The sequence below is a fragment of the Plantactinospora sp. ZYX-F-223 genome (assembly GCF_039649625.1).
Taxonomy (GTDB): domain Bacteria; phylum Actinomycetota; class Actinomycetes; order Mycobacteriales; family Micromonosporaceae; genus Plantactinospora.
Genome location: NZ_JBDJAV010000001.1, coordinates 63,099 through 85,908 on the forward strand (window position 1 = coordinate 63,099; position 22,810 = coordinate 85,908).

20 protein-coding genes are annotated in these 22,810 nt (G+C 73.0%); 6 read left to right on the top strand and 14 right to left on the bottom strand.

The annotated features are described in order from the left end of the window. Positions 1-42 precede the first annotated feature (42 nt). Together AAH979_RS00225 and nagZ are read right to left on the bottom strand one after the other, a co-directional pair. The gene (locus tag AAH979_RS00225) at positions 43-726 is read right to left on the bottom strand and encodes a hypothetical protein (protein WP_346256126.1); all 684 of its coding nucleotides are present in this window, start codon (positions 724-726) and stop codon (positions 43-45) included. A gap of 296 nt (positions 727-1,022) precedes the next feature. Continuing rightward, positions 1,023-2,480 carry a beta-N-acetylhexosaminidase gene (gene nagZ, locus AAH979_RS00230; RefSeq protein WP_346256127.1) on the bottom strand — a complete coding sequence of 486 codons (1,458 nt, stop codon included), beginning with the start codon at positions 2,478-2,480 and terminating at the stop codon, positions 1,023-1,025. Positions 2,481-2,659: 179 nt separating this feature from the next. Here nagZ and AAH979_RS00235 point away from each other — a divergent pair, with 179 nt between their 5' ends. Next, positions 2,660-3,835: an ROK family transcriptional regulator gene (locus tag AAH979_RS00235; RefSeq protein WP_107258288.1), complete on the top strand. Its 1,176-nt coding sequence runs from the start codon at positions 2,660-2,662 to the stop codon at positions 3,833-3,835. A gap of 841 nt (positions 3,836-4,676) precedes the next feature. Beyond that, a complete protein-coding gene (locus AAH979_RS00240; protein ID WP_346256278.1) occupies positions 4,677-5,600 on the top strand; it encodes an N-acetylmuramoyl-L-alanine amidase in 924 nt (307 codons plus the stop codon). Positions 5,601-5,713: 113 nt separating this feature from the next. Here the strand turns inward: AAH979_RS00240 and AAH979_RS00245 are convergent, their stop codons facing one another. Next, on the bottom strand, positions 5,714-6,715 hold the full coding sequence (locus AAH979_RS00245) for an ABC transporter permease subunit (protein ID WP_346256128.1): 1,002 nt from the start codon (positions 6,713-6,715) through the stop codon (positions 5,714-5,716). Beyond that, on the bottom strand, positions 6,712-7,731 hold the full coding sequence (locus AAH979_RS00250) for an ATP-binding cassette domain-containing protein (protein ID WP_346256129.1): 1,020 nt from the start codon (positions 7,729-7,731) through the stop codon (positions 6,712-6,714). Before AAH979_RS00250 ends, AAH979_RS00245 begins: the two co-directional genes overlap by 4 nt. A 98-nt stretch (positions 7,732-7,829) precedes the next feature. Here AAH979_RS00250 and AAH979_RS00255 point away from each other — a divergent pair, with 98 nt between their 5' ends. Next, on the top strand, positions 7,830-8,669 hold the full coding sequence (locus tag AAH979_RS00255) for an ABC transporter ATP-binding protein (RefSeq protein WP_346256130.1): 840 nt from the start codon (positions 7,830-7,832) through the stop codon (positions 8,667-8,669). 165 nt (positions 8,670-8,834) lie between these two features. Here the strand turns inward: AAH979_RS00255 and AAH979_RS00260 are convergent, their stop codons facing one another. Continuing rightward, entirely contained in the window at positions 8,835-9,830 is a 996-nt protein-coding gene (locus tag AAH979_RS00260; protein ID WP_346256131.1) for an LLM class flavin-dependent oxidoreductase, read from the bottom strand. A 77-nt stretch (positions 9,831-9,907) separates the two neighbouring features. Here AAH979_RS00260 and AAH979_RS00265 point away from each other — a divergent pair, with 77 nt between their 5' ends. Together AAH979_RS00265 and AAH979_RS00270 are read left to right on the top strand one after the other, a co-directional pair. Next, on the top strand, positions 9,908-10,834 hold the full coding sequence (locus tag AAH979_RS00265; RefSeq protein ID WP_346256132.1) for a ribokinase: 927 nt from the start codon (positions 9,908-9,910) through the stop codon (positions 10,832-10,834). A gap of 22 nt (positions 10,835-10,856) precedes the next feature. Then, complete coding sequence (locus AAH979_RS00270) at positions 10,857-11,276, top strand: YccF domain-containing protein (protein WP_346256133.1); 420 nt, start codon at positions 10,857-10,859, stop codon at positions 11,274-11,276. On the opposite strand, the gene AAH979_RS00275 is transcribed toward AAH979_RS00270, so the two are convergent. After that, on the bottom strand, positions 11,179-12,504 hold the full coding sequence (locus AAH979_RS00275) for an RNA polymerase sigma factor (protein ID WP_346256279.1): 1,326 nt from the start codon (positions 12,502-12,504) through the stop codon (positions 11,179-11,181). The two genes, AAH979_RS00270 and AAH979_RS00275, sit on opposite strands and share 98 nt — an antisense overlap. A 115-nt stretch (positions 12,505-12,619) precedes the next feature. After that, on the bottom strand, positions 12,620-12,994 hold the full coding sequence (locus tag AAH979_RS00280; RefSeq protein ID WP_346256134.1) for a YciI family protein: 375 nt from the start codon (positions 12,992-12,994) through the stop codon (positions 12,620-12,622). A 510-nt stretch (positions 12,995-13,504) separates the two neighbouring features. Between AAH979_RS00280 and AAH979_RS00285 the strand changes: the two genes are divergently transcribed. Beyond that, complete coding sequence (locus AAH979_RS00285) at positions 13,505-14,461, top strand: ribokinase (protein ID WP_346256135.1); 957 nt, start codon at positions 13,505-13,507, stop codon at positions 14,459-14,461. A gap of 136 nt (positions 14,462-14,597) precedes the next feature. Here AAH979_RS00285 and AAH979_RS00290 read toward each other — a convergent pair whose 3' ends face one another. From AAH979_RS00290 to AAH979_RS00320, 7 genes are all read right to left on the bottom strand, one after another. Beyond that, positions 14,598-15,416, bottom strand: coding sequence for a hypothetical protein (locus AAH979_RS00290; protein ID WP_346256136.1), 819 nt, complete (start codon positions 15,414-15,416; stop codon positions 14,598-14,600). 69 nt (positions 15,417-15,485) lie between these two features. Continuing rightward, positions 15,486-16,907 carry a serine/threonine-protein kinase gene (locus tag AAH979_RS00295; protein WP_346256137.1) on the bottom strand — a complete coding sequence of 474 codons (1,422 nt, stop codon included), beginning with the start codon at positions 16,905-16,907 and terminating at the stop codon, positions 15,486-15,488. A 16-nt stretch (positions 16,908-16,923) separates the two neighbouring features. Next, positions 16,924-19,293, bottom strand: a complete 2,370-nt coding sequence (locus AAH979_RS00300) for a PQQ-binding-like beta-propeller repeat protein (protein WP_346256138.1) — start codon at positions 19,291-19,293, stop codon at positions 16,924-16,926. 244 nt (positions 19,294-19,537) lie between these two features. Next, complete coding sequence (locus tag AAH979_RS00305; protein WP_346256139.1) at positions 19,538-20,104, bottom strand: hypothetical protein; 567 nt, start codon at positions 20,102-20,104, stop codon at positions 19,538-19,540. A gap of 259 nt (positions 20,105-20,363) precedes the next feature. Beyond that, on the bottom strand, positions 20,364-20,846 hold the full coding sequence (locus AAH979_RS00310) for a DUF6232 family protein (protein WP_346256140.1): 483 nt from the start codon (positions 20,844-20,846) through the stop codon (positions 20,364-20,366). Positions 20,847-20,906: 60 nt separating this feature from the next. Further along, positions 20,907-21,848, bottom strand: coding sequence for a carbohydrate ABC transporter permease (locus AAH979_RS00315; RefSeq protein WP_346256141.1), 942 nt, complete (start codon positions 21,846-21,848; stop codon positions 20,907-20,909). Continuing rightward, complete coding sequence (locus AAH979_RS00320) at positions 21,845-22,807, bottom strand: sugar ABC transporter permease (protein ID WP_346256142.1); 963 nt, start codon at positions 22,805-22,807, stop codon at positions 21,845-21,847. The genes AAH979_RS00315 and AAH979_RS00320 overlap by 4 nt, the downstream gene beginning before the upstream one ends. Positions 22,808-22,810 lie beyond the last annotated feature (3 nt).

Below are 22,810 nucleotides of genomic sequence, written 5' to 3' on the forward strand. Positions count from 1 at the left end.
AGCCATGGCGGAAACCTCGGCGCCCTCCAGATCACGTCACGCTCAACTCCACCAGTTCTTCGTGGGCTGGTCGGCCGCTGCCGCAGCGCACGCCTGGGCGAAAGCTGCCCGATCGGGTGATGGCAGCTTCGCCGCCTCGTGCGACGCGACCTGGAGCTGACCCAGGGCACCGTCGGTGACGCCGCCGCAGTAGATGTAGTTCATACCCGCGCCGAACTCCTCGACGAAGAACACCACCAGAGGACCTGGCGCCTGCGCCAGCGCTGTGATCCGGTCGGTGTGGTCGCGCAGCGTCGGGTCGAACAGTGCAGCGCACACCAGCTGGTGGCTGTACCGGTCAAGCTCGACCGTGGTGTTCGTGATCTGGCCCCGCGCACCGACCCCCAGCCGGCCGCCCTGCGGGTCGCGGAAGAACATCGACATCCGGAACACCACGCACGGCTTCGGCGGGTGCCATTCCCACCGCATCGCCTCCAGCACCACTCGCTCCGACCACGTGTTGTACTCGTACTGGCCGACCTTGAGGAAGACGGCTGGCTTCACCGCCTGCCCGCACCGCACCAGCTCGATCGACGGGACCCAGAGATCCCAGTCGGGGTGTCGGGCATTCACGAGGTCGACGGCGTACATCAGGTCAGGCGTATCGGGCCGGCCGAGAATCCATTCCATCCTGCCAGTCAACCGCACCTTGCCCGGGACAGGGCGCCGCGAATCCACCACCACCACTGAGCCGCCGGCCGCCCGCCGGGCGAAGTGGTCCGGGTGGCCCGTGCGCGACGGCCGGCCCGGGCGCCGCCCCAGCCCTCCGCCGCCCGGGGCCCGCCTCGGCGACCACGAGGACGTACCGCAGGAGCGGGCGCGCTGCGGCCGGCGGCCCGCACCGCGGGTAGCTCACGATCCCGGCCTGGCGCCTGACGACCTGGCAACCACGATCCCTGTGGACCACCCGCTCCGGCATCACCGGGGAACCCGTTGGGTGATGACCCCGACGAGACTCCGCAATCGAGGAGGGAGGTGTGTGGTTATCGGGGGCGGGTCAGGTGGAGGGCTTCGGCGGCGGCCCGGCCGTTGGCGTGGCTGGCGCCGTACGTGGTGACGAAGGCGCGTACGCCCGCGGGGCGCCAGCCGGAGGGCCAGCCCATCTCGACCACGGTCACCGGATGGCTGCCGGCCAGCGCCTCGACCAGTTCCGGCCCGCCCGGCAGGCGGTGCAGGTGCCGGCCGACCAGCACGATCGGCCGCCCGGCGGCACGTTCCCGGAGCGTCTCCGCGTCGGTCTCGGCGGCGACGACCCGGAGCTGTTCGGTGCCGTTCAGGTGTGGCCCGAGCCCCCACGGCACCCGCCCCTCGGCGATCGTGGAGGCGCTGAAGAGCTGCACCACCAGTGGTGCGGTGAGCCCGTCGAGGCTGCCCTCGACCCGGACGGCGCGCCGCGCGGCGGCGTACCCGAGGTCTGTTCCGGCGGCCCGGACCGGCGCGGCGGCCCGGGTCCACGCGGCGAGCGCGGCGGTCCGCTCGGCGGCCTGCTCGACCCGGGCGCGGTCGAGGCGGCCGTCGCGGAGCGCGGCGACGATCTCGGCGACCACCAGCTCGACCAGCTCGGCGTCGACCTGCGCGCCGATGCAGAGCAGGTCCGCACCGGCGGCCAGCGCCCGGACGGCGCCCGGCCCGACACCGCCGGCGGCCACCGCCGCGCCCTTCATCTCCAGCGCGTCGGTCAGCACCACGCCGGTGAAGCCGTATTCGCCCCGGAGCAGGTCGGCCAGGACGGCGGAGCTGAACGTGGCCGGGTCGTCGCCGGTGAGCGCGGGTACCCGGATGTGCGCGGTCATGATCGCCTTGGCGCCCGCGTCGATCACCGCCGCGAAGGGCGGCAGGTCGCGGGCCCGGAGCAGCTCCACCGGTACGTCCACGGTGGGCAGTTCGAGGTGGGAGTCGGCGACCGTGGCGCCGTGCCCGGGAAAGTGCTTGGCGCAGGCGGCCACCCCGGCGGATTGCAGCCCGGTGACCGCGGCGGCGGCGTGCGCGGCGACCCGGGCCGGGTCGGCGCCGAACGCCCGGGTGCCGATGATCGGGTTGTCGTCGGCGGTGTTGACGTCGACGGTCGGCGCGAGGTTGAGGTTGACCCCGACCGCCACCAGGTCGTTGCCGATCGCGTGGTAGACCCGCTCGGTCAGCCCGACGTCGTGCACCGCGCCGAGCGCGGCGTTGCCCGGGTACGGGCTGCCGGTCGCGTGCGCCAGCCGGGTGACGTCGCCGCCCTCCTCGTCGATCGCGATCAGTACGTCCGGGCGGGCCTCCCGCAGCGCGGCGGTGGTGGCGGCGACCTGGTCGGGGTGCGCGATGTTCCGGCCGAACAGGGTGTGCCCGGCCAGCCCCTCGGTGAGCAGGTCGAGCGCCCAGCCGGGCGGGCTGGTGCCGGGGAAGGCGGCGAGCAGCGTACCCAGCGCCAGCCGGCGGATTCCTGGATCGGTCGGCACGTTCCTCCCCCTTCGGCCCTTTTCCCGGCTCCGAGTGTCGCACCGGGGTGGACCATCTCGCGGCCAAGCGCTACCGGATCGGCTTAACACTCCGGCCGCACCGGACCATTACGCTACGGCTACTCCCACGAAGGTTAGCCTAGCTATTAGGAAAGCTTCTTAAACAAGAGGGACACTGCATGGCGAGCACCCGGCTACCTGGTACACCCCGCCTGCTCCGCGCGCTCAACGACCGGGCGGCGCTGGAGCTGCTGCTCGCGCGCGGGCCGCTCACCCGTGCGCAGCTCGGCGAGCTGACCGGGTTGTCCAAGGTCACCGCGTCCCAACTCGTGGAACGCCTGGAGGAGCGCGGACTGGTCAGTCGGGTCGGCGAGCAAGCCGGCGGACGCGGCCCGAACGCGCAGCTCTACGCCGTACGGCCGGGCACCGCGCACGTGGTCGGCGTCGACGTGGAACAGGACCGGGTGGTGGCGGCCTGTGCCGACATCACCGGCGAGGTGATCGGCCGGGTCGAGCAGTCCACCCGGGACACCGACGACCCGGTGGGCGTGGTGCACAACGCGGTGGTGCAGGCGGCGAGCGACGCCGGGGCCCAGTTGTCGACCGTACGCCGGGTGGTGCTCGGCACGCCCGGCCTGGTCGACCCGGCCACCGGGGACATCACCTTCGCGTTCAACCTGCCCCGCTGGCACCGGGGCCTGCTCGCCGCGCTCCGCGAGGACCTGGACACCCCGGTGGTCTTCGAGAACGACGTCAACCTGGCCGCGGTCGCCGAGGCGGAGTCCGGTGCGGCGCGCGGGGTGGACGATTTCGTGCTGGTCTGGCTCGGTGTCGGCGTCGGCCTGGCCATCGTGCTGAACGGCCGGCTGCACCACGGCAGCACCGGCGCGGCCGGCGAGATCGGCTACCTTCCGGTGCCCGGCGCGCCCATCCCCCGGGACGCCTCCCGGCGGGCGAAGCCGGCGTTCGGCCAGCTCGCCGGCTCCGACGCGGTCCGCGCGGTGGCCCGCGAGCACGGCTTCCGGGCCGGCTCGGCGGCGGACGCGATCCGGGCCGCCATCGCGGCCGGTACCGAGGGCGGGCCGGTGCTCGACGAGGTCGCCCGGCGCCTGGCGCTCGGGGTGGCCAGCAGTTGCGTGGTGCTCGACCCGCCGCTGGTGGTGCTGGCCGGCGAGGTCGGCCAGGCCGGCGGCACCGCGCTGGCCGAGCGGGTGCAGCACGAGGTCGCCGCGATCACCCTGGTCACGCCCCGGGTGGTGCCGACCGAGCTGACCGACGAGCCGGTGCTGCGCGGTGCCCTCCGGGTGGCGCTCGACGCCGTCCGCGACGAGGTCTTCGGCTCCACGCTCGGCTGATCCGCCGCACCCGAGGGTGTCGTCCCGGGGGACCCGTCGGGTGGTCATGTAGATATTTTTCATTACCTGTTGGTTGGGTGCAAGGTCTCGACATAGGCAGATGTGAGGCTATACGGTACGGCCACCCGGCGTCCCGACTCCCGGGACGTCTCTGCTCCGCAGAGGAGTGACGGTGACCGAACGGAACCCCCAGTCGCGTCCGAGCCACCTGCTCGGCGCCACCCTGATCGCGTCCCTCACCATCGGCCTCACCGGTCAGCCCGCGCTGGCCGGACCATCCGCTCCGGTCGACCTGCCGGCCGCACCCGCCCCGGCCACGGTGACCGGACCGCTGGCCGCCGCCTTCGCGACGGCGGCGACCAGGTACGACGTGCCACGTGACCTGCTGGTGGCGCTCGGTTACGCCGAGACGCACCTCGACGGGCACGCCGGGGCACCCAGCGCCTCCGGCGGGTACGGCGTCATGCACCTGACCAGCAACCCGAAGCTGCACACCCTGGACGAGGCGGTCGCGCTGACCGGCCTGGGCCGGGAGACCCTGCGCACCGACCCCGCCGCCAACGTCACCGGCGCGGCGGCGGTGCTGCGGTCGTACGCCGACGCCGCCGGGCTCACCGCCGCGCAGCGCCGCGACGTGAACCGCTGGTACGGCCAGGTCATCCGGTACGGCGGCGCCAGCACCCCGGCCGTCGCCCGGCTCTACGCCGACACCGTCTACGAGCTGCTCGGCACCGGCATCGACGCCACCACCGCCAGCGGGCCGGTACGGGTGCCCGCCCGCACGGTCGCCCCGGACCGGGGAGCCCTGCGCGACGTGGCCCCGCTCGGCAGCCCCGGCGGGATGGGCATCATGAGCACCGACTACGGGCCGGCGGCCTGGGCACCGGCGCACTCGGCCAACTACACCGTCGCCAACCGCGAGTCGACGTACCCGATCAACTACGTGGTGATCCACGTGACCCAGGGCTCGTACGCCGGCTCGATCAGCTGGTTCCAGAACCCGGCCGCGCAGGTCAGCGCCCACTACACGATCCGCTCCTCGGACGGCGCGGTGACCCAGTCGGTGCGGGAGAAGGACGTCGCCTGGCACGCCGGCAACTGGACCTACAACACCCAGTCGATCGGCATCGAGCACGAGGGCTACGTCACCCAGCCCTCCTGGTTCACCGACGCGATGTACCGCTCCTCGGCCGCGCTGACCCGGCACCTCTGCGACCGGTACGGCATCCCGAAGGAGCGGTCCCGGATCATCGGGCACAACCAGGTCCCCGGCGCCACCCACACCGACCCGGGACCGCACTGGAACTGGACCTACTACATGCAACTCGTCACCGGCTCGACCCCGCCGCCCGGCGGCTGGTCGCAGACGGTGGACAACTCCACCGCCGGCCGGTTCACCGCCAGTGCCAACTGGGGCACCTCGGCGTACTCGTCGCAGAAGCAGGGCGCGGACTACCGGTTCGCGGACCCGGTCGAGTCGAGCGACCCGGCCTGGTACAAGGTGGCGATCCCGGAGACCGGCAGCTACCGGGTGGACGCCTGGTATCCGGCCGACCCCGGCTACAACAGCTCGGCGCCGTACATCATCGCCACCACCACCGGCAACCAGACCGTCTACGTCGACCAGCGCTCCGGCGGTGGTGCGTGGCGGACCCTGGGCACCTTCACCCTGGCCGCCGGTGACGCGGACAAGGTGGCGGTGAGCCGGTGGACCGGCGGCACCGGACTGGTCATCGCGGACGCCATCCGGGTCACCCGGGTCTGACGCCAGAGGGCTGGGCAGGGGGCGCGACCGAGCAACCCCCGCCCAGCCGTCCGGACCGGCCAGGCCGTCCAGAGCGGTCAGGCCGTCTGCCCCGGTCAGGCCGTCCGGACCGGTCAGGCCAGGTCGCGGCGGCGGAAGGCGGTGAACGCGCCGCCGAGGGCCAGCAGCGTCAGCCCGAGCAGCACGACGAGCCCGGCCGGCCAGAGGATCGAGTACGACAGGTCGCAGTAGCCCGATCCGGGCTGTGGGGCGCAGTCGCCGGCCAGCCCCCAGAGCCGGACCTCGCCGCCGACCCAGGCCATCACGTAACTGCTCAGCATCAACTGGTCCGGCCGGGCGACGTCGATGATGCCCATCACGATCCGGCCGCCCACCTCCCACACCACGCCGTACGCCGCTGCCACGCCGAGCGCCGCCGACGTGTGCCGACCCAGCGTGGCCGTCGCGAAGCCCAGTGCGGTGACCATCAGCACCAGCAGCAGTCCCCGGGCGACCGTGCCGGCCAGGTCGACCCAGAACCCGCTGTCCGGGCTGCCCGGCAGGCCGCTCACCTCCGCGATGAGCCGGAACGCGCCGAGGTAGGCCGCCGAGGCGACCACCGACAGCCCCAGTACGCCGCCGAGCAGGGTGCCGAGCTTGGCGCCGAGTACGACCATCCGCTGTGGACGCCACAGCAGCAGGTTGGTCATCCCGCCGGAGGTGAGGTCCGCGCCGATGTAGGAGGCGCCGACCAGGAAGCCGAAGAGGCAGAGGAAGGCGATCAGGAAGTACGTCAGGTCGAGGATCTGCCGGTCGAAGACGAAGACCCCGGTCAGGAAGTCGGACGCGTCGATCCGGTCCGGATGGATGTCCCCGCAGTCGCCCTGGTACCGCATCTCCAGGTCGGGCACACCGGCGCGTTCGGCCCGCAGGCACTCGGCGTACCACTGCCGGGCGTCCGCCCGCTGCTGCTCGGCGCGCGCCTCGGCGAGCGTGATCTCGACGTCGGTCGGCTGGTGCGAGCCGGCCAGCGTGGTGGCGACGGTGATCCCGAACGCGGTGACCAGCAGCACCAGCATGAGCTGTACGAAGCGACGTGCGGCGAGCCGGCCGATCTCGGCGCGTACCAGGTTCACGGCTCCGCCCTCCGCTCGGTGCTGACGGTGATCTCCAGCGGGTCGTGCGCCGGGGCGCCCGGCAGCACCGACTCGTCGACCTGGCGCGGCACTCCGGGACGGGGCCGGGTGCCGGTGAGTTCCAGGAAGACACTCTCCAGGTCCGGGGTGAGCGGGGTCAGTTCGCGCAGCCAGACGCCCTGCTCGCCGAGGATCCGGCTGATCCGGGCCGGATCCTCGACCCCGGACACCACCAGATGGTCGGCGTGTACCTCCACCGGCAGCCCGGCCGCCTGGACGAGTTCGACCGCCCGGGGCTGCTCGTCGGCGACCCGGATCCGGAACTCGCGGTGGTCGAAGCCGGCCAGCACCGCCTCGACGGGACCGGCGGCCACCTGCCGGCCCCGGGAGATAATTGTCACGTGGTCGCAGATCTGCTGGATCTCGGCGAGGATGTGGCTGGAGATCAGCACGGTGACCCCGGCGGCGGCGAGCCCGCGCATCAGGTCCCGCATTTCACGGATGCCGGCCGGGTCCAGCCCGTTGGCCGGCTCGTCCAGGATCAGCAGCTCCGGCTCTTTGAGCAGGGCGGAGGCGACCGCCAGCCGCTGCTTCATGCCCAGCGAGTACGCCTTCACCCGCTCGTCGGCCCGGTCCCGCAGCCCGACCTGCTCCAGCACCTCGTCGACCCGGGTGTGCGGCACCCCACCGGCGACGGCGAGCAGCCGCAGGGTGCGCCGGCCACTGAAGTTGCCGAAGAACTGCGGGCTCTCCACGATGGCCCCGAACCGGCCGACCACGGCGGGCAGCCGCCCGGGCGTCGGCTCGCCGAACAGGGCCATCCGGCCGCTGTCCGCGCGGACCAGCCCGAGCAGCGTACGCAGGGTGGTCGTCTTGCCGGATCCGTTCGGGCCGAGGAAGCCGTGCACCTGGCCCGGCTCGACGCGCATGTCGAAGCCGTCCAGCGCCACCCGGCTGCCCCGGCGCAGGCTCGTGAACGTCTTGCGCAGACCGTCGATCTCGATCACCGCCGGCACGCCTCACCTCCCGGCAACGTGACACAGGACACGGCGCCCCACCCTACGGCCCGGACGCTGCTCGCGGGGGGAGCGGCGCTGCGTGGTTGGATGGTCGGGTGCGTGATGATCCGGTTTCCATCTCCGCCGACGCCGGCTCCCCGGCACCGGTACCCCCGGACGTGGTGATCGACTTCCACGGGGTCGGCGTACTGCGCTCCGGCACTCCACTGTTGCGAGACGTGACGTGGCGGGTGTGGCCGGACGAGCGCTGGGTGGTCCTCGGGCCCAACGGCGCGGGCAAGACGACACTGCTCAACCTGGCGGCCGGGCGGTTGCACCCGACCACCGGCCTGGTGCACGCGCTCGGCGAGCGGATCGGGCGTACCGACCTGGCCGAGCTGCGTACCCGGATCGGGCTGACCACGGCGGCGCTGGCCGAGCGGGTACCGGCCGACGAGCGGGTCCGGGACGTGGTGCTCACCGCCGCCTGGTCGGTGGTGGGCCGCTGGCGCGAGCAGTACGACGAGATGGACGAGGCGCGGGCCAACGCCCTGCTCGGCCAGCTCGGCGTGCTGCCCCTGGCCGACCGCCCGTACGGGACCCTCTCCGAGGGCGAGCGGAAGCGGACCCAGATCGCCCGCGCGCTGATGACCGACCCGGAGCTGCTGCTGCTCGACGAGCCGGCGGCCGGGCTCGACCTCGGCGGCCGGGAGGACCTGGTGGCCCGGCTGGCCGGTCTGGCCCACGATCCGGACGCTCCGGCGATGGTGCTGGTCACGCACCACGTGGAGGAGATCCCGCCCGGCTTCACCCACGCCCTGCTGCTCCGCGAGGGCGGCATCGTGGCGCAGGGGCCGCTCGCCGAGACGGTCACCGGCGAATACCTCTCCAAGACCTTCGGGGTACCGCTGGTGGTGGAGCACTCCGGCGAGCGCTTCACCGCCCGCGCCGCCTGACCACCCACCCACCGGGCCGCCCTGCCCACCGGGCCGCCCTGCCGTCGTCCGGGCGGTCGCCGTCGAGGGTGGCCAGCCCTTCACCCGGACGGTAGAGGCGTTACGGCGCACGCGTAGCGCATCTGAGGTCCAGGTGAGGGGCGGCGGATCGGTGGTGGGCGGGTGTCAGCGGGCGGTGGCGGCGCGGACCATCGGGAGCAGCGTCTCGGCCGCCAGGGTGATCTGGGCGACCGCCGACTGGGCGTCGCGGGGTGGGACGAAGACCACCGCGTCCGCGCTCGCCTCCCGCAGCCGGGTCACCGCCGTCGCGCACTGCTCGGCGCTGCCGGCCGCGGTGAACCGGTCGAGGTAGTGCTCGGGCAGGGCCGCCGCCAGCGCCTCGGCGCCGGACGAGCCGGCCAGCATGGCGGTGATCTCGTCGGCCAGGTCGGCGTCGGCGGGTGGCAGCGCCCAGCCGCCGGTGAGCTGGGCGGCGAATTCCCGGCGGGCGCTGGCCCGGCCCTCGTCGAAGTCCAGATGGGCGTAGACGGTGAGCCGGTGGTCGTCGGTACGGCCGGCCTCCCGGCGCCCCTCGTCGATCAACCCCCGGGCCCAGCGCACGTACGCCGGGCTGGCGCCCTCGGCCAGGATGGTGCCGTCGGCCACCCGGCCGGAGAGCCGCAGCGACTTCTCGGCGCGTACGCCGGTCGAGATCGGGGGCGGCTGCTCCGGCGCGAACTCCAGCGCCACCTCGCGCAGCCGGGCGTGCCGGCCGGCGACGGTGACCCGTTCCCCGGCCAGCAGGGCGCGTACCGCCGCCACGGTCTCCCCGAGCACCGCCAGCGGGGACGGGTGATCGGCACCGACCTGGCGGACCCAGTCCGGCATGCCGTGCCCGAATCCGGGCAGGATCCGGCCGGGGAAGAGCCGGGCGAGGTTGGCCAGCTCCATGGCGGCCAGCGCCGGATTGCGGAACGCCGCCGGCAGGATGCCGATGCCGATCCTGAGCCGGTCGGTCACCGCCGCGGCGACGGCGGCGCTGGAGACCGCCCCGCCGAAGAAGCAGTCCTCGACCACCCACAGCTCGTCGTAGCCCAGCCGCTCCACCAGCCGGGCGTACGCCGGAAGTTGCTCCGGGGCGGTGTCACAGCGGTACATCACTCCGATCGGCATCTGTCCCATGTCTGGCAGCCTGCCAGACGACGCCGGCAACGGCCGGTTCTAGACTCAGGCGGTCGCCGAAACGGGAGGTGCTGCCGGTGAGCCGGCCGCGGGTCGTAGTCATGGGCAGCGCCAACATGGACCTGGTGGTCACCACCGGTTCCCTGCCGAAGCCCGGTGAGACCGTCTTCGGCACCGATTTCGTGATGGTGGCCGGCGGCAAGGGTGCCAACCAGGCGATCGCGGCCACCCGGGCCGGCGCCGCCGGGGCACTGCTCGGCGCGATCGGCTCGGACTCGTTCGGCGTGACGCTCAAGGCCCGGATCTCGGCCGCCGGGGTGGACACCGAACGGGTCCGGGTGGTCTACGGCGCGTCCGGGGTGGCGGTCGTCACCGTCGACGCCGAGGGCGAGAACACCATCGTGGTCACCCCGGCCGCCAACTCGGCGTTCACCGGGCTCACGGAGAGCGAGCTGACCGCCGTACGCGAGGCGGACGTGCTGGTCGCGCAGTTGGAGATTCCGGTCGGCACGGTGACCCAGGCGGCCCGGGCGGCCCGGTCCGCCGGTACCTGGGTGGTGCTGAACGCCGCGCCCGCCCAGCCGGTACCGGTCGAGTTGCTGGACTCCGTCGACCTGCTGGTGGTCAACGAGGCCGAGGCGCGGGCGATCACCGGGTGCGGCCGGGAGGACCCGGCGGCGCTGCTCGCCGTGGTGCCCCGCGCGGTGCTGACCCTGGGCCGGCACGGCGCCTGGTACGGCGACCGCGACGGCACCGCCGTGCACGTACCCGCGGTCAAGGTGGACCTGGTCGACTCCACGGGGGCCGGTGACGCCTTCACCGGTGCGCTCGCGGTGGCCTGGGGCGAGGGTCGGGAGCCGGTCGACGCGGTGCGCTGGGCGAGCGCGGCCGGTGCCGCCTGCGCGCGCCGGCTCGGTGCCTCGGTCTCGCTGCCGCTGCGGACCGAGATCGACGCCCTCTACGTGCCGGCGGGTGGAGACTCCGGTTACGTCGAAGCGAGTTGATCGGAGGGCGCACGATGGGGGCATGGTGAGATTCGTCCTCAACCTGCTCTGGCTGATCTTCGGTAGCGGCATCGCCCTCGCCATCGGGTACGGGATCGCGGCCCTGATCTGCTTCCTGCTGGTGGTGACCATCCCGTTCGGAGTCGCCGCGCTGCGGCTGGCGTACTACTCGCTCTGGCCGTTCGGAAGGACCCTGGTGGCGAAGCCCGGTGCCGGGCTCGGCTCGGGGCTGGCCAACGTGCTCTGGGTGGTGTTGGCCGGCTGGTGGCTGGCGCTGGCGCACATCGTCGCCGGGGTCGCGCTCTGCGTCACGATCATCGGAATCCCGTTCGGTATCGCCAACTTCAAGCTCGTCCCGGCGGCGTTCTGGCCGCTCGGCCGGGAGGTGGTGGAGGTCGACGACCTTCGCCGCCCGGCGGCGACACCGGCCCCGGCGAGCTGACGCCGGCAGACCCGGCCGGGTCGGTCAGTGCCTGGCGGCTGCGGCGCAGGAAGTCCTGCTCGACCGCGTTGCCGGTGAGCGCGGCGGCCGCGTCGTAGGCGAGCGCGGCTTCGGCGGTGCGGCCCAGCCGGCGCAGCAGGTCGGCCCGGACGGCGTGGAAGACGTGGTATGTGCCGAGGTCGAGGTCGTCGACCAGGGCCAGTGCCGGGGCCGGCCCGGCGACCTCGGCGAGCGCGACCGCGCGGTTCAGCGCCACGACCGGGCTCGGGGCGAGTGCCAGCAGGTGGTCGTAGAGCCGAAGGATCTGACCCCAGTCCGTCCCGGCGGCGGTCGGCGCGTCGCTGTGCACCGCGTTGATCGCCGCCTGGACCTGGTACGGCCCCGGCCGGTCGCGCCGCAGGCAACGCCGGACCAGGGCCTGCCCCTCGGCCACGAGTTGCCGGTTCCAGCGGGTACGGTCCTGCTCGGCCAGGCGTACCAGTCCGCCGTCCGGGTCGGTGCGGCTCGGCCGGCGCGACTCGACCAGCAGCATCAGGGCGAGCAGCCCCAGCACCTCCGGTTCGTCGGGCATGAGGTCGGCGAGCAGCCGGGCGAGCCGGATCGCCTCGACGGCGAGGTCCGTCCGGCCGAGCCGGTCGCCCGAGCTGGCGGTGTATCCCTCGTTGAACACCAGGTACAGCACGGCGAGTACGGCCTGGAGCCGGTCCGGCAGGTCGGCCTCGGCCGGCACCCGGTACGGGATCCGGGCGGCCCGGATCTTGCCTTTGGCGCGTACCAGCCGCTGTGCCATGGTCGGTTCGGGGACCAGGAAGGCGTGCGCGATCTGTGCGGTGCTCAGCCCGCCCAGCAGTCGCAGGGTCAGCGCGACCCGGGCGGCCGGGGCGAGCGCCGGATGGCAGCAGGTGAAGATCAGGCGTAGCCGTTCGTCCCGCACGGGACCCTCCTCGTCCGATCCGCTTCCGGGGTACGACGCCGGTTCGTCGGTGGCGTGCAGCAGGGCGGCCTGGGCGTGCCGGTCCGGCAGGGTGGACTCCCGGCGGAGCCGGTCGATCGCCCGGTTCCGGGCGGTGGTGATGATCCAGCCGGCCGGGCTCGGCGGTGTGCCCTCGGCGGGCCAGTTCCGGACCGCGGTGGCGAACGCGTCCTGCACCGCGTCCTCGGCGATGTCGATGTCGCCGAAGACGCGGATCAGGACGGCGACCGCCCGGCCGTACTCGGTGCGGAACACCCGCTCGACGTCGGCGGCGGTTGCCGGCTCCCGTCCGGGGCGGGGCTCCGGGCCGGACGTCGGGTCCGATCCGGCGCCCCGCTCCGGGTGAGCCGCTCGTGCCGGGTCGGGCGGCTCAGGCACGGGGCGGGTCGCAACTCTCGGCCTCGTCGGCCAGTGGCCGTACCTCGATCGGCAGCAGGCCGATCGCCCGGGCCAGCTTGCCGCCCCACTCCAGTGCGGCGTCGAGGTCGGGGGCGCGGATCACGGTGAACCCGCCGAGGTGCTCCTTGCCCTCGGTGTACGGCCCGTCGGTCATCAGCACCTCGCCGTCGCGGGGGCGGAGCACGGTCGCGGTGCTCGCCGGGTGCAGTCCGGCGGAGAAGACCCACGCTCCGGCGGCCTTCATCTCCTGGTTCAGGGCTGCCAGGTTCGCCATGATCGGATCCAGGATCTCCGGTCCCGGCGGCTCGCCGTCGCCCTGGTAGATGCTGAGCAGGTACTGCTGCATGGTGCGCGACCTCCTGTCCCGCCGCCGGCATGGCACCGGCGGCCTCTCCACCTCTACACGTTCGGCGGGCCGCCGGATCGACACACCGGCCGGAGAAATCTGGCCGTCCCGCGAGGCGGCGTCCCGTCGCCATCGCGCTGAGCAGGGCCGAAACGTCTCGTAACGGGGTCTTGACGGGGCGCGGGGAGCGGAGCATTCTCCCGAAACGTTTACAAGTCAGGAGCTGGCGCAGATGGCCTTTCCGCAGTTCTCCAGCGTCTCGCTCGGCTCCGCCGACCGGGGACGTCGGGCGGACCGGGCGGGGCGGCCGCTCCCGGCGCCGCCGCCTCGACCGGACCACCGTCTACCTGCTGCTGCTCCCGCTGGCCGGCTACTTCACCGGCGTCGGTGTGGAGTTCGCCGAGCCGGCCGTGCCGACCGGGCGGTTGGTCCGGGGCGGGGAGGAATGGTGAGCGCGAGGTGTGAGCAGATGCCGGGAACCCGGCAGTCGCGAACGGGAGGTGGGTCGGCATGACGGGCGGATCCGGCGAGGTCCGGGTGGTGGTGGTCGGCAGCGCCAACCTGGACCTGGTGGTGCCGACGCCGACGCTGCCCCGGCCCGGCGAGACGGTGCTCGGCGACGCGCTGCGAACCATTCCCGGCGGCAAGGGCGCCAACCAGGCGGTGGCGGCGGCCCGGGCCGGGGCCAGGTGCGACTTCGTCGGCGCGGTCGGGCAGGACGGCTTCGCCGACCAGCTCCGGACCAACCTGGCGGAGGCGGGGGTGGACCTGCGCCGGCTGCGTACCGTGCCGGGGCCGTCCGGTGTGGCGCTGATCGCGGTGGACGCCGACGCCGAGAACCTGATCGTGGTGGCCCCGGGCGCGAACGCCGAGCTGACCAGCCTGGACGCCGACGACCGGGCCGTGGTGGCGGCGGCGGACGTCCTGCTGTGCCAGTTGGAGGTGCCGCTGCCGGCGGTGACCCAGGCCGCCGGATGGGGCCGGACCGCCGGTACCACGGTGGTGCTGAACGCCGCACCGGCCCGGCAGTTGCCGGCGGAGCTGCTCGACGTGGTGGACGTGCTGGTGGTCAACCAGGTCGAGGCGGCGATGGTGGCCGGCCTCGACACCGACACCGGCCTCGACGCCCTGCTGGGCGCCCTGCTGCACCTGGTTCCCCGGGTGGTGCTGACCCTCGGTGCCCGGGGCGCGTGCTATGCCGACCGGCTCGGCCTGCGACTCGCGGTCGACGCGCCGACGATCGACGCGGTGGACACCACCGCCGCCGGGGACGCGTTCACCGGTGCGCTGGCGGTGGCCTGGGCACAGCGGCGCGGGCCGGTCGAGCCGGCGGCGGTGACGGCGGCGCTGCGCTGGGCGTGCGCGGCCGGTGCCGCCTGCGCGCGGCAGCCCGGCGCCTCCACCGCGCTGCCCACCCGGGACGAGATCGACGCCCTCTACGCACAGAGCTATCCGGAGCCGGCATGACGGCCAACCCCTATCTGCCGAGGGGCGATCGACCTGCCCACGGCGGTGCCGCTGGCGGCCGACGCCGACCTGTCGGTGCCGGTCGAACTCGCCGAGCGGTACCTTGCGGGAGCTGACCTCGCCGCCGCCCGCTGGCTCATCCGGGCGGTGCCGGCTGCGCCGCTTCCTCGTCGAGCAGCCCGAGATCGGCCCTGGTGATTGTCGTGGTGACCAGGAGTTCGTTGATCAGATTGTGGTTGAGGGTGTTGCCGACCGGCGGCGGGATCTCCTTCTCCAGCAGCCCCGGGACCGTACGGCTGAGCCGGGTGCGGACCTTGGCGACGATGTGGGCCGCCCGCCGCCAGCTCCACTCCTCGGTCGGCTGCAACGCGCCCAGCTCGGCGGCGACCTGAGCCCAGGTCAGCGGTTGCGGTTGTGGCTCGTGCCGCAGGTACCGCTGGCTGAGGCAGACCAGCACCAGCCTCTCGACCGGGCTCAGCTCCCATCGCTCGCGGTCCCGCGTCTCGGCCTCGTGCCCGTCCGTGGCGCCCGGCCGCGAGGTCGACGCGGCGACCCGGACCTCCAGCAGGTGATCCTGGCGCGGGCCGACGATGAACAGCGGCGTGTAGCCGAGCGGCAGCTCCGCCCGGTCGCCGCCGAGCACCAGGCACGAGCCCGGCAACCGGATCGGAAGCCGGCCGATGTTGTTCAGCACCCAGCGCGAGTGCTCCCGGGTGATGATCCCGTGCCGCCGGCTGACGTGCGGGTCACCGGCACCGACGCAGACGTGCACCTGCGGCTCGTTGCGCCCGAAGACCAGCGGAAAACCGGCGTCCGGGGCGACGCTCATCCCGCCGTTGACCCCGAGCACGAACAGGGTCTCCGGCCGGGCCGGCGGAAGCCCGCGAGCCAGGCTGCCGGTCTCCCTCGACAGCAGGCTGACCTTGCCGGACGACCTGGGAAACGACATCGTCACCGCTCGTCTCCTTCCCCTCGCGCACCCACGACGCCACGGTAGGCGACCGGGCCCGGGAGGGGTCCCGGATCAGACCTTGCCGTTCGCGGACCTCTGTGTCTCGGCACCCGTGGTGGAGCCGTTGCCGTTGTAGCGCTCGACGCCGTCCACCAGGACCACACAGCTCAGGTTGCCGGTGGTGATGCGGTAGTCGATCCGCCAGGTGGTCTGGTTCTCCGCCATCGATATCTCGACGGTCCGCCGGTACGGCAGCGGCACGTTGCGTACCGTCACCGCCTCGCCGTTGACCGTGATGGTCAGGGACTTCAGCGTGGTCCTGCCGAAGACGTAGAACTCCAGCGTACGGGTCTGGCGCACCGCGACGGTGCTGGCCGGCGGCGGCACGGGCGGGGTGCTGGGCTGCGGTGGCGTCGTCGCCCCCGCCTCGGGCTCGTCCGGGAGCAGCGCCAGCAGCCCGGCAGCGGCGCCGGCCACCGCGAGCACCCCACCGGAGAGCAGCACGGCACGCCGGTCCACCCGGCGCACCGGCCCCGGCTGATCGGTCACGCCTCCGGCTTCCGGCGCTGCCCCCTCCGCTGACCGGGGGTGCGCGCGGACAACGACGGATGGCCCGCGTCCGAGCGGCTGCGGTTCGCCGGCTCCGAGCGTGGACGTCGGCACCGGGGGCAGCGGGAGCGGCGGGTTCTCCGCCTCGCTTGCCCGGAGGTCGATCTCGGCCGTCACGGCCGGCGGCAGCCCGGCGGCACCGGCCGGCCGCCCCCGGACGGCCGAGGCCAGTCGACCGGTCAGCTCGGGCAGGCGGGGCCGGGCGGCGGGATCGGGACGCAGGCAGCCGGCGATCAGCGTCCGCAGTTCGTCGTCGGCGAGCCCGGCCAGCCCGATCCCGGACGGCGGGGCGCCGGTGCAGGCGTACGCGATCGTCGCGCCGAACGAGAAGACGTCGCTCGCCGGACCGACCGGCGTACCGGCCAGTTGCTCCGGGGAGAGGAATCCCCACGAGCCGGCCCGGGTGCTGTCCGGCACTGCCGCGCCGGGTCCGGTGGCCGTGGCGATCCCGAAGTCGATCACCCGTGGGCCGTCGGCGGTCAGCAGCACGTTCGCCGGCTTCAGGTCCAGGTGCACGATGCCGGCGGCATGGATCGAGGTGAGCGCCTCCGCGATGCCGGCCGCCAGCGGCCAGACCGCGTCGGGAGCCAGCGGGCCGAGCTGGCGTACCGCGTCCCGGAGCGACACCGCCGGCAGGAACTGGGTCGCCATCCAGGGGCGCGGGGCGTCCGGAGCCGCGTCCAGGACCCCGGGGCTGTACCGTCCGCCCGCCCTCCTGGCGGCGGCGACCTCGCCCCGGAAGCGCGCCCGGTACGCCGGGTCGGCGGCGAACTCGGCGTGCATCACCTTGACCGCCACCGCCCGTCCGCCGATCGAACGTCCGAAGTAGACGACGGCCATGCCACCCGCGCCGATCCTCGCAAGGATGCGGTACTGCCCGATCACTCGCGGATCGTGCTGCTCAAGCGGTCGCACCGGCGACTCCGGTCGGCGGGGTCAGGGCTTCCACGTACCCCTCTCTGGTGCCGACGAACACCAGCCCGGACATACCCGCCAGTCCGCTGTTGGCCAGCATCGGCGGCTGGACGATGCTCGCCTCGTACGTCCAGCGCAGCCGGCCGTCGGCCGTGTCCAGTGCGTACAGCATCCGGTCGGTGCTCGCCGCGTAGAGCGTGTCACCGGAGAGCCGTACCGCGCTGTCGGCATCCAGGCTCCGGGACCAGCGCGGCTCACCGGTGGCGGCGTTCAGTGCGAAGACCTCGCCGCGACCCCCGGTGGCGTAGAGCGTGCCGCCGCCCAGTTGCGGTGGTGAACTGCCGCCGAATGTCGCTATCCGCCAGGCGGTCGTCCCGGTGTCGACGCGTACCGCGTGCAGGGCGCGGTTGCGGTCGATCGCGAAGACCAGTCCCTCGCCGACCAGCAGGTAGAACGCGTAGTCCATCGGGCACCGCCACCGGGTTCGCCCGGTCTTCGCGTTCAAGGCGATCAGTTCGGTGTCGTTCGCCGCGACGACGACTCCGTCGCCCGCGGCGAGGTTGTTGATCTCGCCGATCCGCGCCGCCCAACGCTCCCGACCGTCCCGTACGCCGAGGGCCCTGATCGGATTGCGACCGCAACACAGCACCGATCCGGCGACCACCGGCCAGAGTGGAAACTCGCCAAACCGCACCCGATAGCTCCATCGGGTGGCGCCGGAGACGGGGTCGACGGAGGTCAGCCGGGGATTGGTGTTCTGCGCCTCCAGCACCAGGCCGCCGGCGACCGTGCCGAGCAGGGTCGCGGGATGCTTCCAGCGGGTCCGGCCGGTCCGCGCGTTCAGCGCGTACAACTCCTGCTCCTGGGTCTTCGCCAGCACCACGCCACCGGCGGTGAACAGCTCCGGGTAGTAGGCGCTCACCTTCGCCTTCCACCTGGGTACCGCCGTAGGTGGGGCGACGGTCGGGGTCGGCGGTGCGCTGGACGGGGCGGGCGTACCGGTCGGGGCGGCTCGGTCCGAACCTCGCCCGCGGATCAGGAACCCGGCGCCGGTGGCGACGGCGAGCGCGCCGACGGCACCGCCGAGCAGGTACCGGCGGTCCAGCCGTCGATTGCCGGCAGGGGTACGGAGCTGCACCGGCCCCGCCGCCCCGGCCGCCGGCCACCCGACCTCGGCACCCGGGACCGCCGCTTCCACCGGAACTGCCGCACCCGGAACCTCCGCGCCCGGATCTGCCGAGCCCGGCTCCCGGGTGTGCGCGCCCGGGTCCCGGGTCTGCGCGCCGGGCTCCCACGTGTGCTCGTCCGGGTCCCGGGTGTTCTCAGCCGCGGGATTCCCGGCCCGGCCGGGGTGGCTCTCGTCCGGTGCCGGGGCGTTCTGGCCGGCTGCGAGGGGGTTTCCCCGCGGGGGAGCCGGCGGCGCCGCCGCGTTCGGCGCGGAGGCCATGGCTCCGGCCGTCGGCGGCCGGGACAGGTGGCGGGCCTGGGCGGTACGCCGGTCTATCTCCTCGGCGAGCGACGCGGGCAACCATCCGGTACCCGCCACCGCCCTCGCCATCGCGCCGAGCCGGTGCAACAACTGCGCGGCCGACGGCCGTTCCCCGGGTACCACCCGCAGACAGGTCGTGATCAGGTCCGACAGCCAGGGATCGGGGATGCCGTCCAGATCCGCCTGGGCTGTCTGTACCCGGTACAGCGTGGCCACGGTCGCGTCGGACCCGAACGGTTCCCGACCGGTCGCCGCGTACGCCAGCACCGCGCCGAGCGAGAAGATGTCGCTCGGCGGCGCGGTCACGCCACCGGCGACCTGCTCCGGTGACATGAACCCCGGGGTGCCGATGATGGAGCCGACCTGGGTGATCGCGGTGGCGTCCTCCGGTCGGGCGATGCCGAAGTCGATCACCCGCGGGCCGTCGGCGGTCAGCATGACGTTGCCGGGCTTCAGGTCGCGGTGTGTCAGGCCGACCCGGTGGATGTCGACGAGCGCCTCGGCCAGGCCGGCGGCCAGCAGGCGTACCGCCAACGGTGGCAGGTGTCCCTCGGCCCGTACCGCCTCCCGGAGCGACAGACCCGGCAGGTAGGCGGTGACCAGCCACGGCGCGGCGGCCTCCGGGTCGGCGTCCAGCACCGACGCGGTGAACGCGCCGGTCACCGTGCGGGCGGCGGCCACCTCGCGCCGGAACCGGGCCCGAAACTCGAAGTCGCTGTGGAACCGTTCCCGGACGACCTTGACCGCGACCGCCCGGCCACCGGGTGAGTGTCCGAGGTAGACCACGCCCATTCCGCCCGCGCCCAGCCGGGCCACCAGATGGTACGGGCCGACACGGTCCGGGTCGGACGGCAGTAGCGGCTTCAACTCCTGCCTCCCCGGTGCCGTGGCGCGGTGCGGTGCGGCCGTCGACACGATCACGGAAAGCCGTCTTATCGACCGGGCCGTCTACCGTCCGACTGTAGTCAGTCCGCCCCGACCATCGGCAGCCCGTCCGGCGCACCCGACGCCGCCAGGGCACGGGCCTGGGCCCGGCCGCGACGGCCGGGCCCGATCGGTCGGCAGGAAGTTCCGCACCGCCCCCCGTTTCCGGGTACGGCCCCCGCCCGGCCTAACCCGACACCAGGCGCAGTACGCCGGCACCGTCGGAGGTCCAGCCGGCCAACTGCACCAACAACGCTCCGGGTTCCCGTTCCGGTCGCTCCGGTACGCCGTCGGCGCCGCAGGTGACCACGCCTCCGCCGCCGCCGAGATAGAACTTCATCACGCCGCAGCTCTTCAACGTGCCGGATCCGCCGGCACCGGTCGGCATTGTCAGCTTGAAGTCGAGCTGGACGTCCCGCTTCACCTTGGTCACCGAGAAGGTGCCGCCGTCCACCCTGATCCGGACCGGTTTGGTCACGGCCACCTCGCAGGTGCCGTCCGCGCAGGCCGCGTAGCGCCGGCCGTCGGCGGCGGCGCGGACCCGGATCGGAGCTGGGGTGGTGGCGTCGGGAGCGGGGCTGGGGGTTGGCGAAGCGGTGGTGACCGGAGATGCGGCGGTACTGGTCGGGTTCTCCGCTACGCCGCTGTCGCGCCGTGCGCCGCAGCCCGTCGAGAGCAGTACGGCGAGCAGCGCGCATCCGGTCTGCCACGAGATCCTGCGGGCCACGCCGGTGGCGTCGGTAGAGACACTCATCATCGGCTCCTGATGCTGGGCTCGGTTGTCCACCCGTTTCTAACCCGGACTCCCGGGGACCCCTCCCGAGCCGGACCGCGTGCCCACGAGGCCCGGCGACGTTGTCCACCTCGATTTGCCCTGGTATCTGGGGGGCGTCGATGGCGTTGACCGACCTGGAGTCATATCCGCGGGTGAGTGATTCGGAGCGCAATTTCCCGGTCTGTCGTTCTCGCACCGAACGAGGCCGGCGCGAGCGGTGCTCAGCCCTGGCTTCGGGTCAGCGGTCGCCGCTGTGCTGTTCGATGGCGCGCTGGATCGCCCGGTAGATCTGGCCGAACCGCAGCGCGTCCGAACTGCGCAGCAGCAGGGCCTCCTCACCCCGGTACTGCACCCACAACTCCTGCACCTTCGCGCCGCGTTCGTACGACCGGTCGAGCCAGTACAGCGGCACTTCCAGGAACGGGAACAGGGCCAGCGCGCCGACGACACAGACCGCCAGCACGATCGCGGCGAGCTGCCACTCGCCCCGGTCCTGGGCCGAGTACGCCAGCGACAGCACGCAGACCATCACCACCAGCGGCGGGATCGACAGCAGGAAGATGAGTACGCCCCGGCCGGCGAGCCGCCCCCGGGTCCGGGCCGTACCCCGGCCTCTGGCATGCCAGACGTACGACACCTCGGCGACCGGCACGGTGCGCCCGTTCACGTGGATGGTCTCGGAGGTAACCCGTACCGTGTCGTCCCGGTAATAGAGCGTCACCGTTCCAGCTAAGCGTGGCGGCCGGTGTGAGCGCCACCGCCCCGCTCGGTCGGATTCGGGTCAGCCCTTGTTGGCGCCGAGGGTCAGCCCGGCGACGAACTGCCGTTGCAGCACGAAGAAGACGATCAGCGTCGGCAGCGCGACCAGGATCGACCCGGCCGCCAGCAGGTTGTAGTCGGTGAAGTAGACCGACCGCAGGTTGTTCAGCGCGCTGGTCACCGGCAACTTGTCGCCGGTGGACATCAGCACCACCGCCCAGAGGAAGTCGTTGTAGATCCAGGCGAATTCGAGGGTGCCGAGCGCGCCGAGCGCCGGCCGGACCAGCGGCAGCACCACTCGCCAGTACTGCCGCCAGACCCCGGCACCGTCCACCGTGGCCGCCTCGATCAGCTCGCGCGGGATGGTGTCCATGTAGTTGCTCAGCACGAAGACGCAGAATCCGGTCTGGAAGGCCACGTGGATCGCGATGATCCCCCAGTACGAGTCGTAGACCAGCTCCGAGGGCCAGCTCATCCACCACGGCAGCGGGAGTTTGGTGTACATCAGGTAGAGCGGGGTCAGCACCACCTGCTGGGGCAGCAGGTTGCCGGCGGTGAAGAGGATCAACAGCAGTTTGCCGCCGGGCAGCCGGCGTCGCGAGATCAGGAACGCCACGAACGAGGCGAAGAAGAGCGTCAACAGCACCGCCGGTACGGCCACCAGCAGGGTGTTCAGGAAGTGCCGGGGCAGGTTGCCGCCCTGCCACGCCTGCACGTAGTAGTCGAAGTTGAGCGTCTTCGGCAGCGAGAAATAGCCCTCGGCGGCGGTTTCGGCATACGGCCGCAGCGAGGCGTAGAGCGGCAGCAGCAGCGGCACCAGCCAGCCCAGCGCCATCGCCCAGAGGAAGACCCGGACCACCACCCGCCACGGCCTCACCGGCCGCCTCCGGCGCGGGCCGCCGGCCACCGCCGTCCGGCGTCCCGTAGCGACCCGCTCCCGCACCCGGACCCCGTCGCTGCTCACGCCTCGTCCTCCCGCCGGAAGACCTGCACCAGGTAGACCGCGATGAAGCCGGTGGAGATGAGCAGCAGGATCACCGCGATCGCCGAGCCGTACCCGATCCGGCTGGCCTCCCCGACGATGTTGTCGGTGACCAGCACCGAGAGCAGTTCCAGACCATTGCGCCCCCGGTTGATCGCGTAGACGACGTCGAACGCGCGCAGCGCCTCGATCACGGTGATCACCAGCACGATCACGTTGACCGGGCGCAGCGTCGGGAAGACCACCCGGAAGAAGGTCTGCGCCTCGTTCGCCCCGTCGATCGCGGCGGCCTCCTTCAGGGCCGGGTCGACGGCTTTCAGTCCGGCCAGGTAGAGCAGCATGACGTACCCGACGTGTCGCCAGCCGACCAGCAGCAGTACCGACCATAGGTTGATCGACGGGTCGCCGAGCCAGTCGACCGGGTTGTCGGTCCGGCCCAGGAGCGCGTTCGCCGCCCCGTAGTCGCGGGAGAAGATGAGCTGGGCGAGGAAGCCGACCACGGCCAGGGAGAGCACCACCGGCAGGTAGAAGGCGGTCTGGTAGAAGCGGGTGAACCGCATCTCCCGGTCCAGCAGCACCGCCAGGAACAGCCCGAACGGGGTGGCGACCAGGCCGAGGAAGGCGAGCCAGAGCAGGTTGTGCCGGACCGCCGGCCAGAACGGCGGATAGTTGCTGACGATGTTGACGTAGTTCTCCAGCCCGACCGGCCGGATCTCGCCCAGCCCGTCCCAGGAGGTGAACGACAGCCCGATCGAGGCGAGCGCCGGGCCCCAGATCAGCGCCAGGTCGAGCAGCAGCGGCAGGCCGAGCAGCAGCCCGATCACCGCGATGTCGCGCGGGGTGAACCGGCCGATCCGGCGCCGTCGACGCCGGGCCGGTGACCGGGGTACGTCCCCCGCCCGCCCAGCCTCGACCGGCGGTGCCGTCGGAGTCGGTGTCACCGC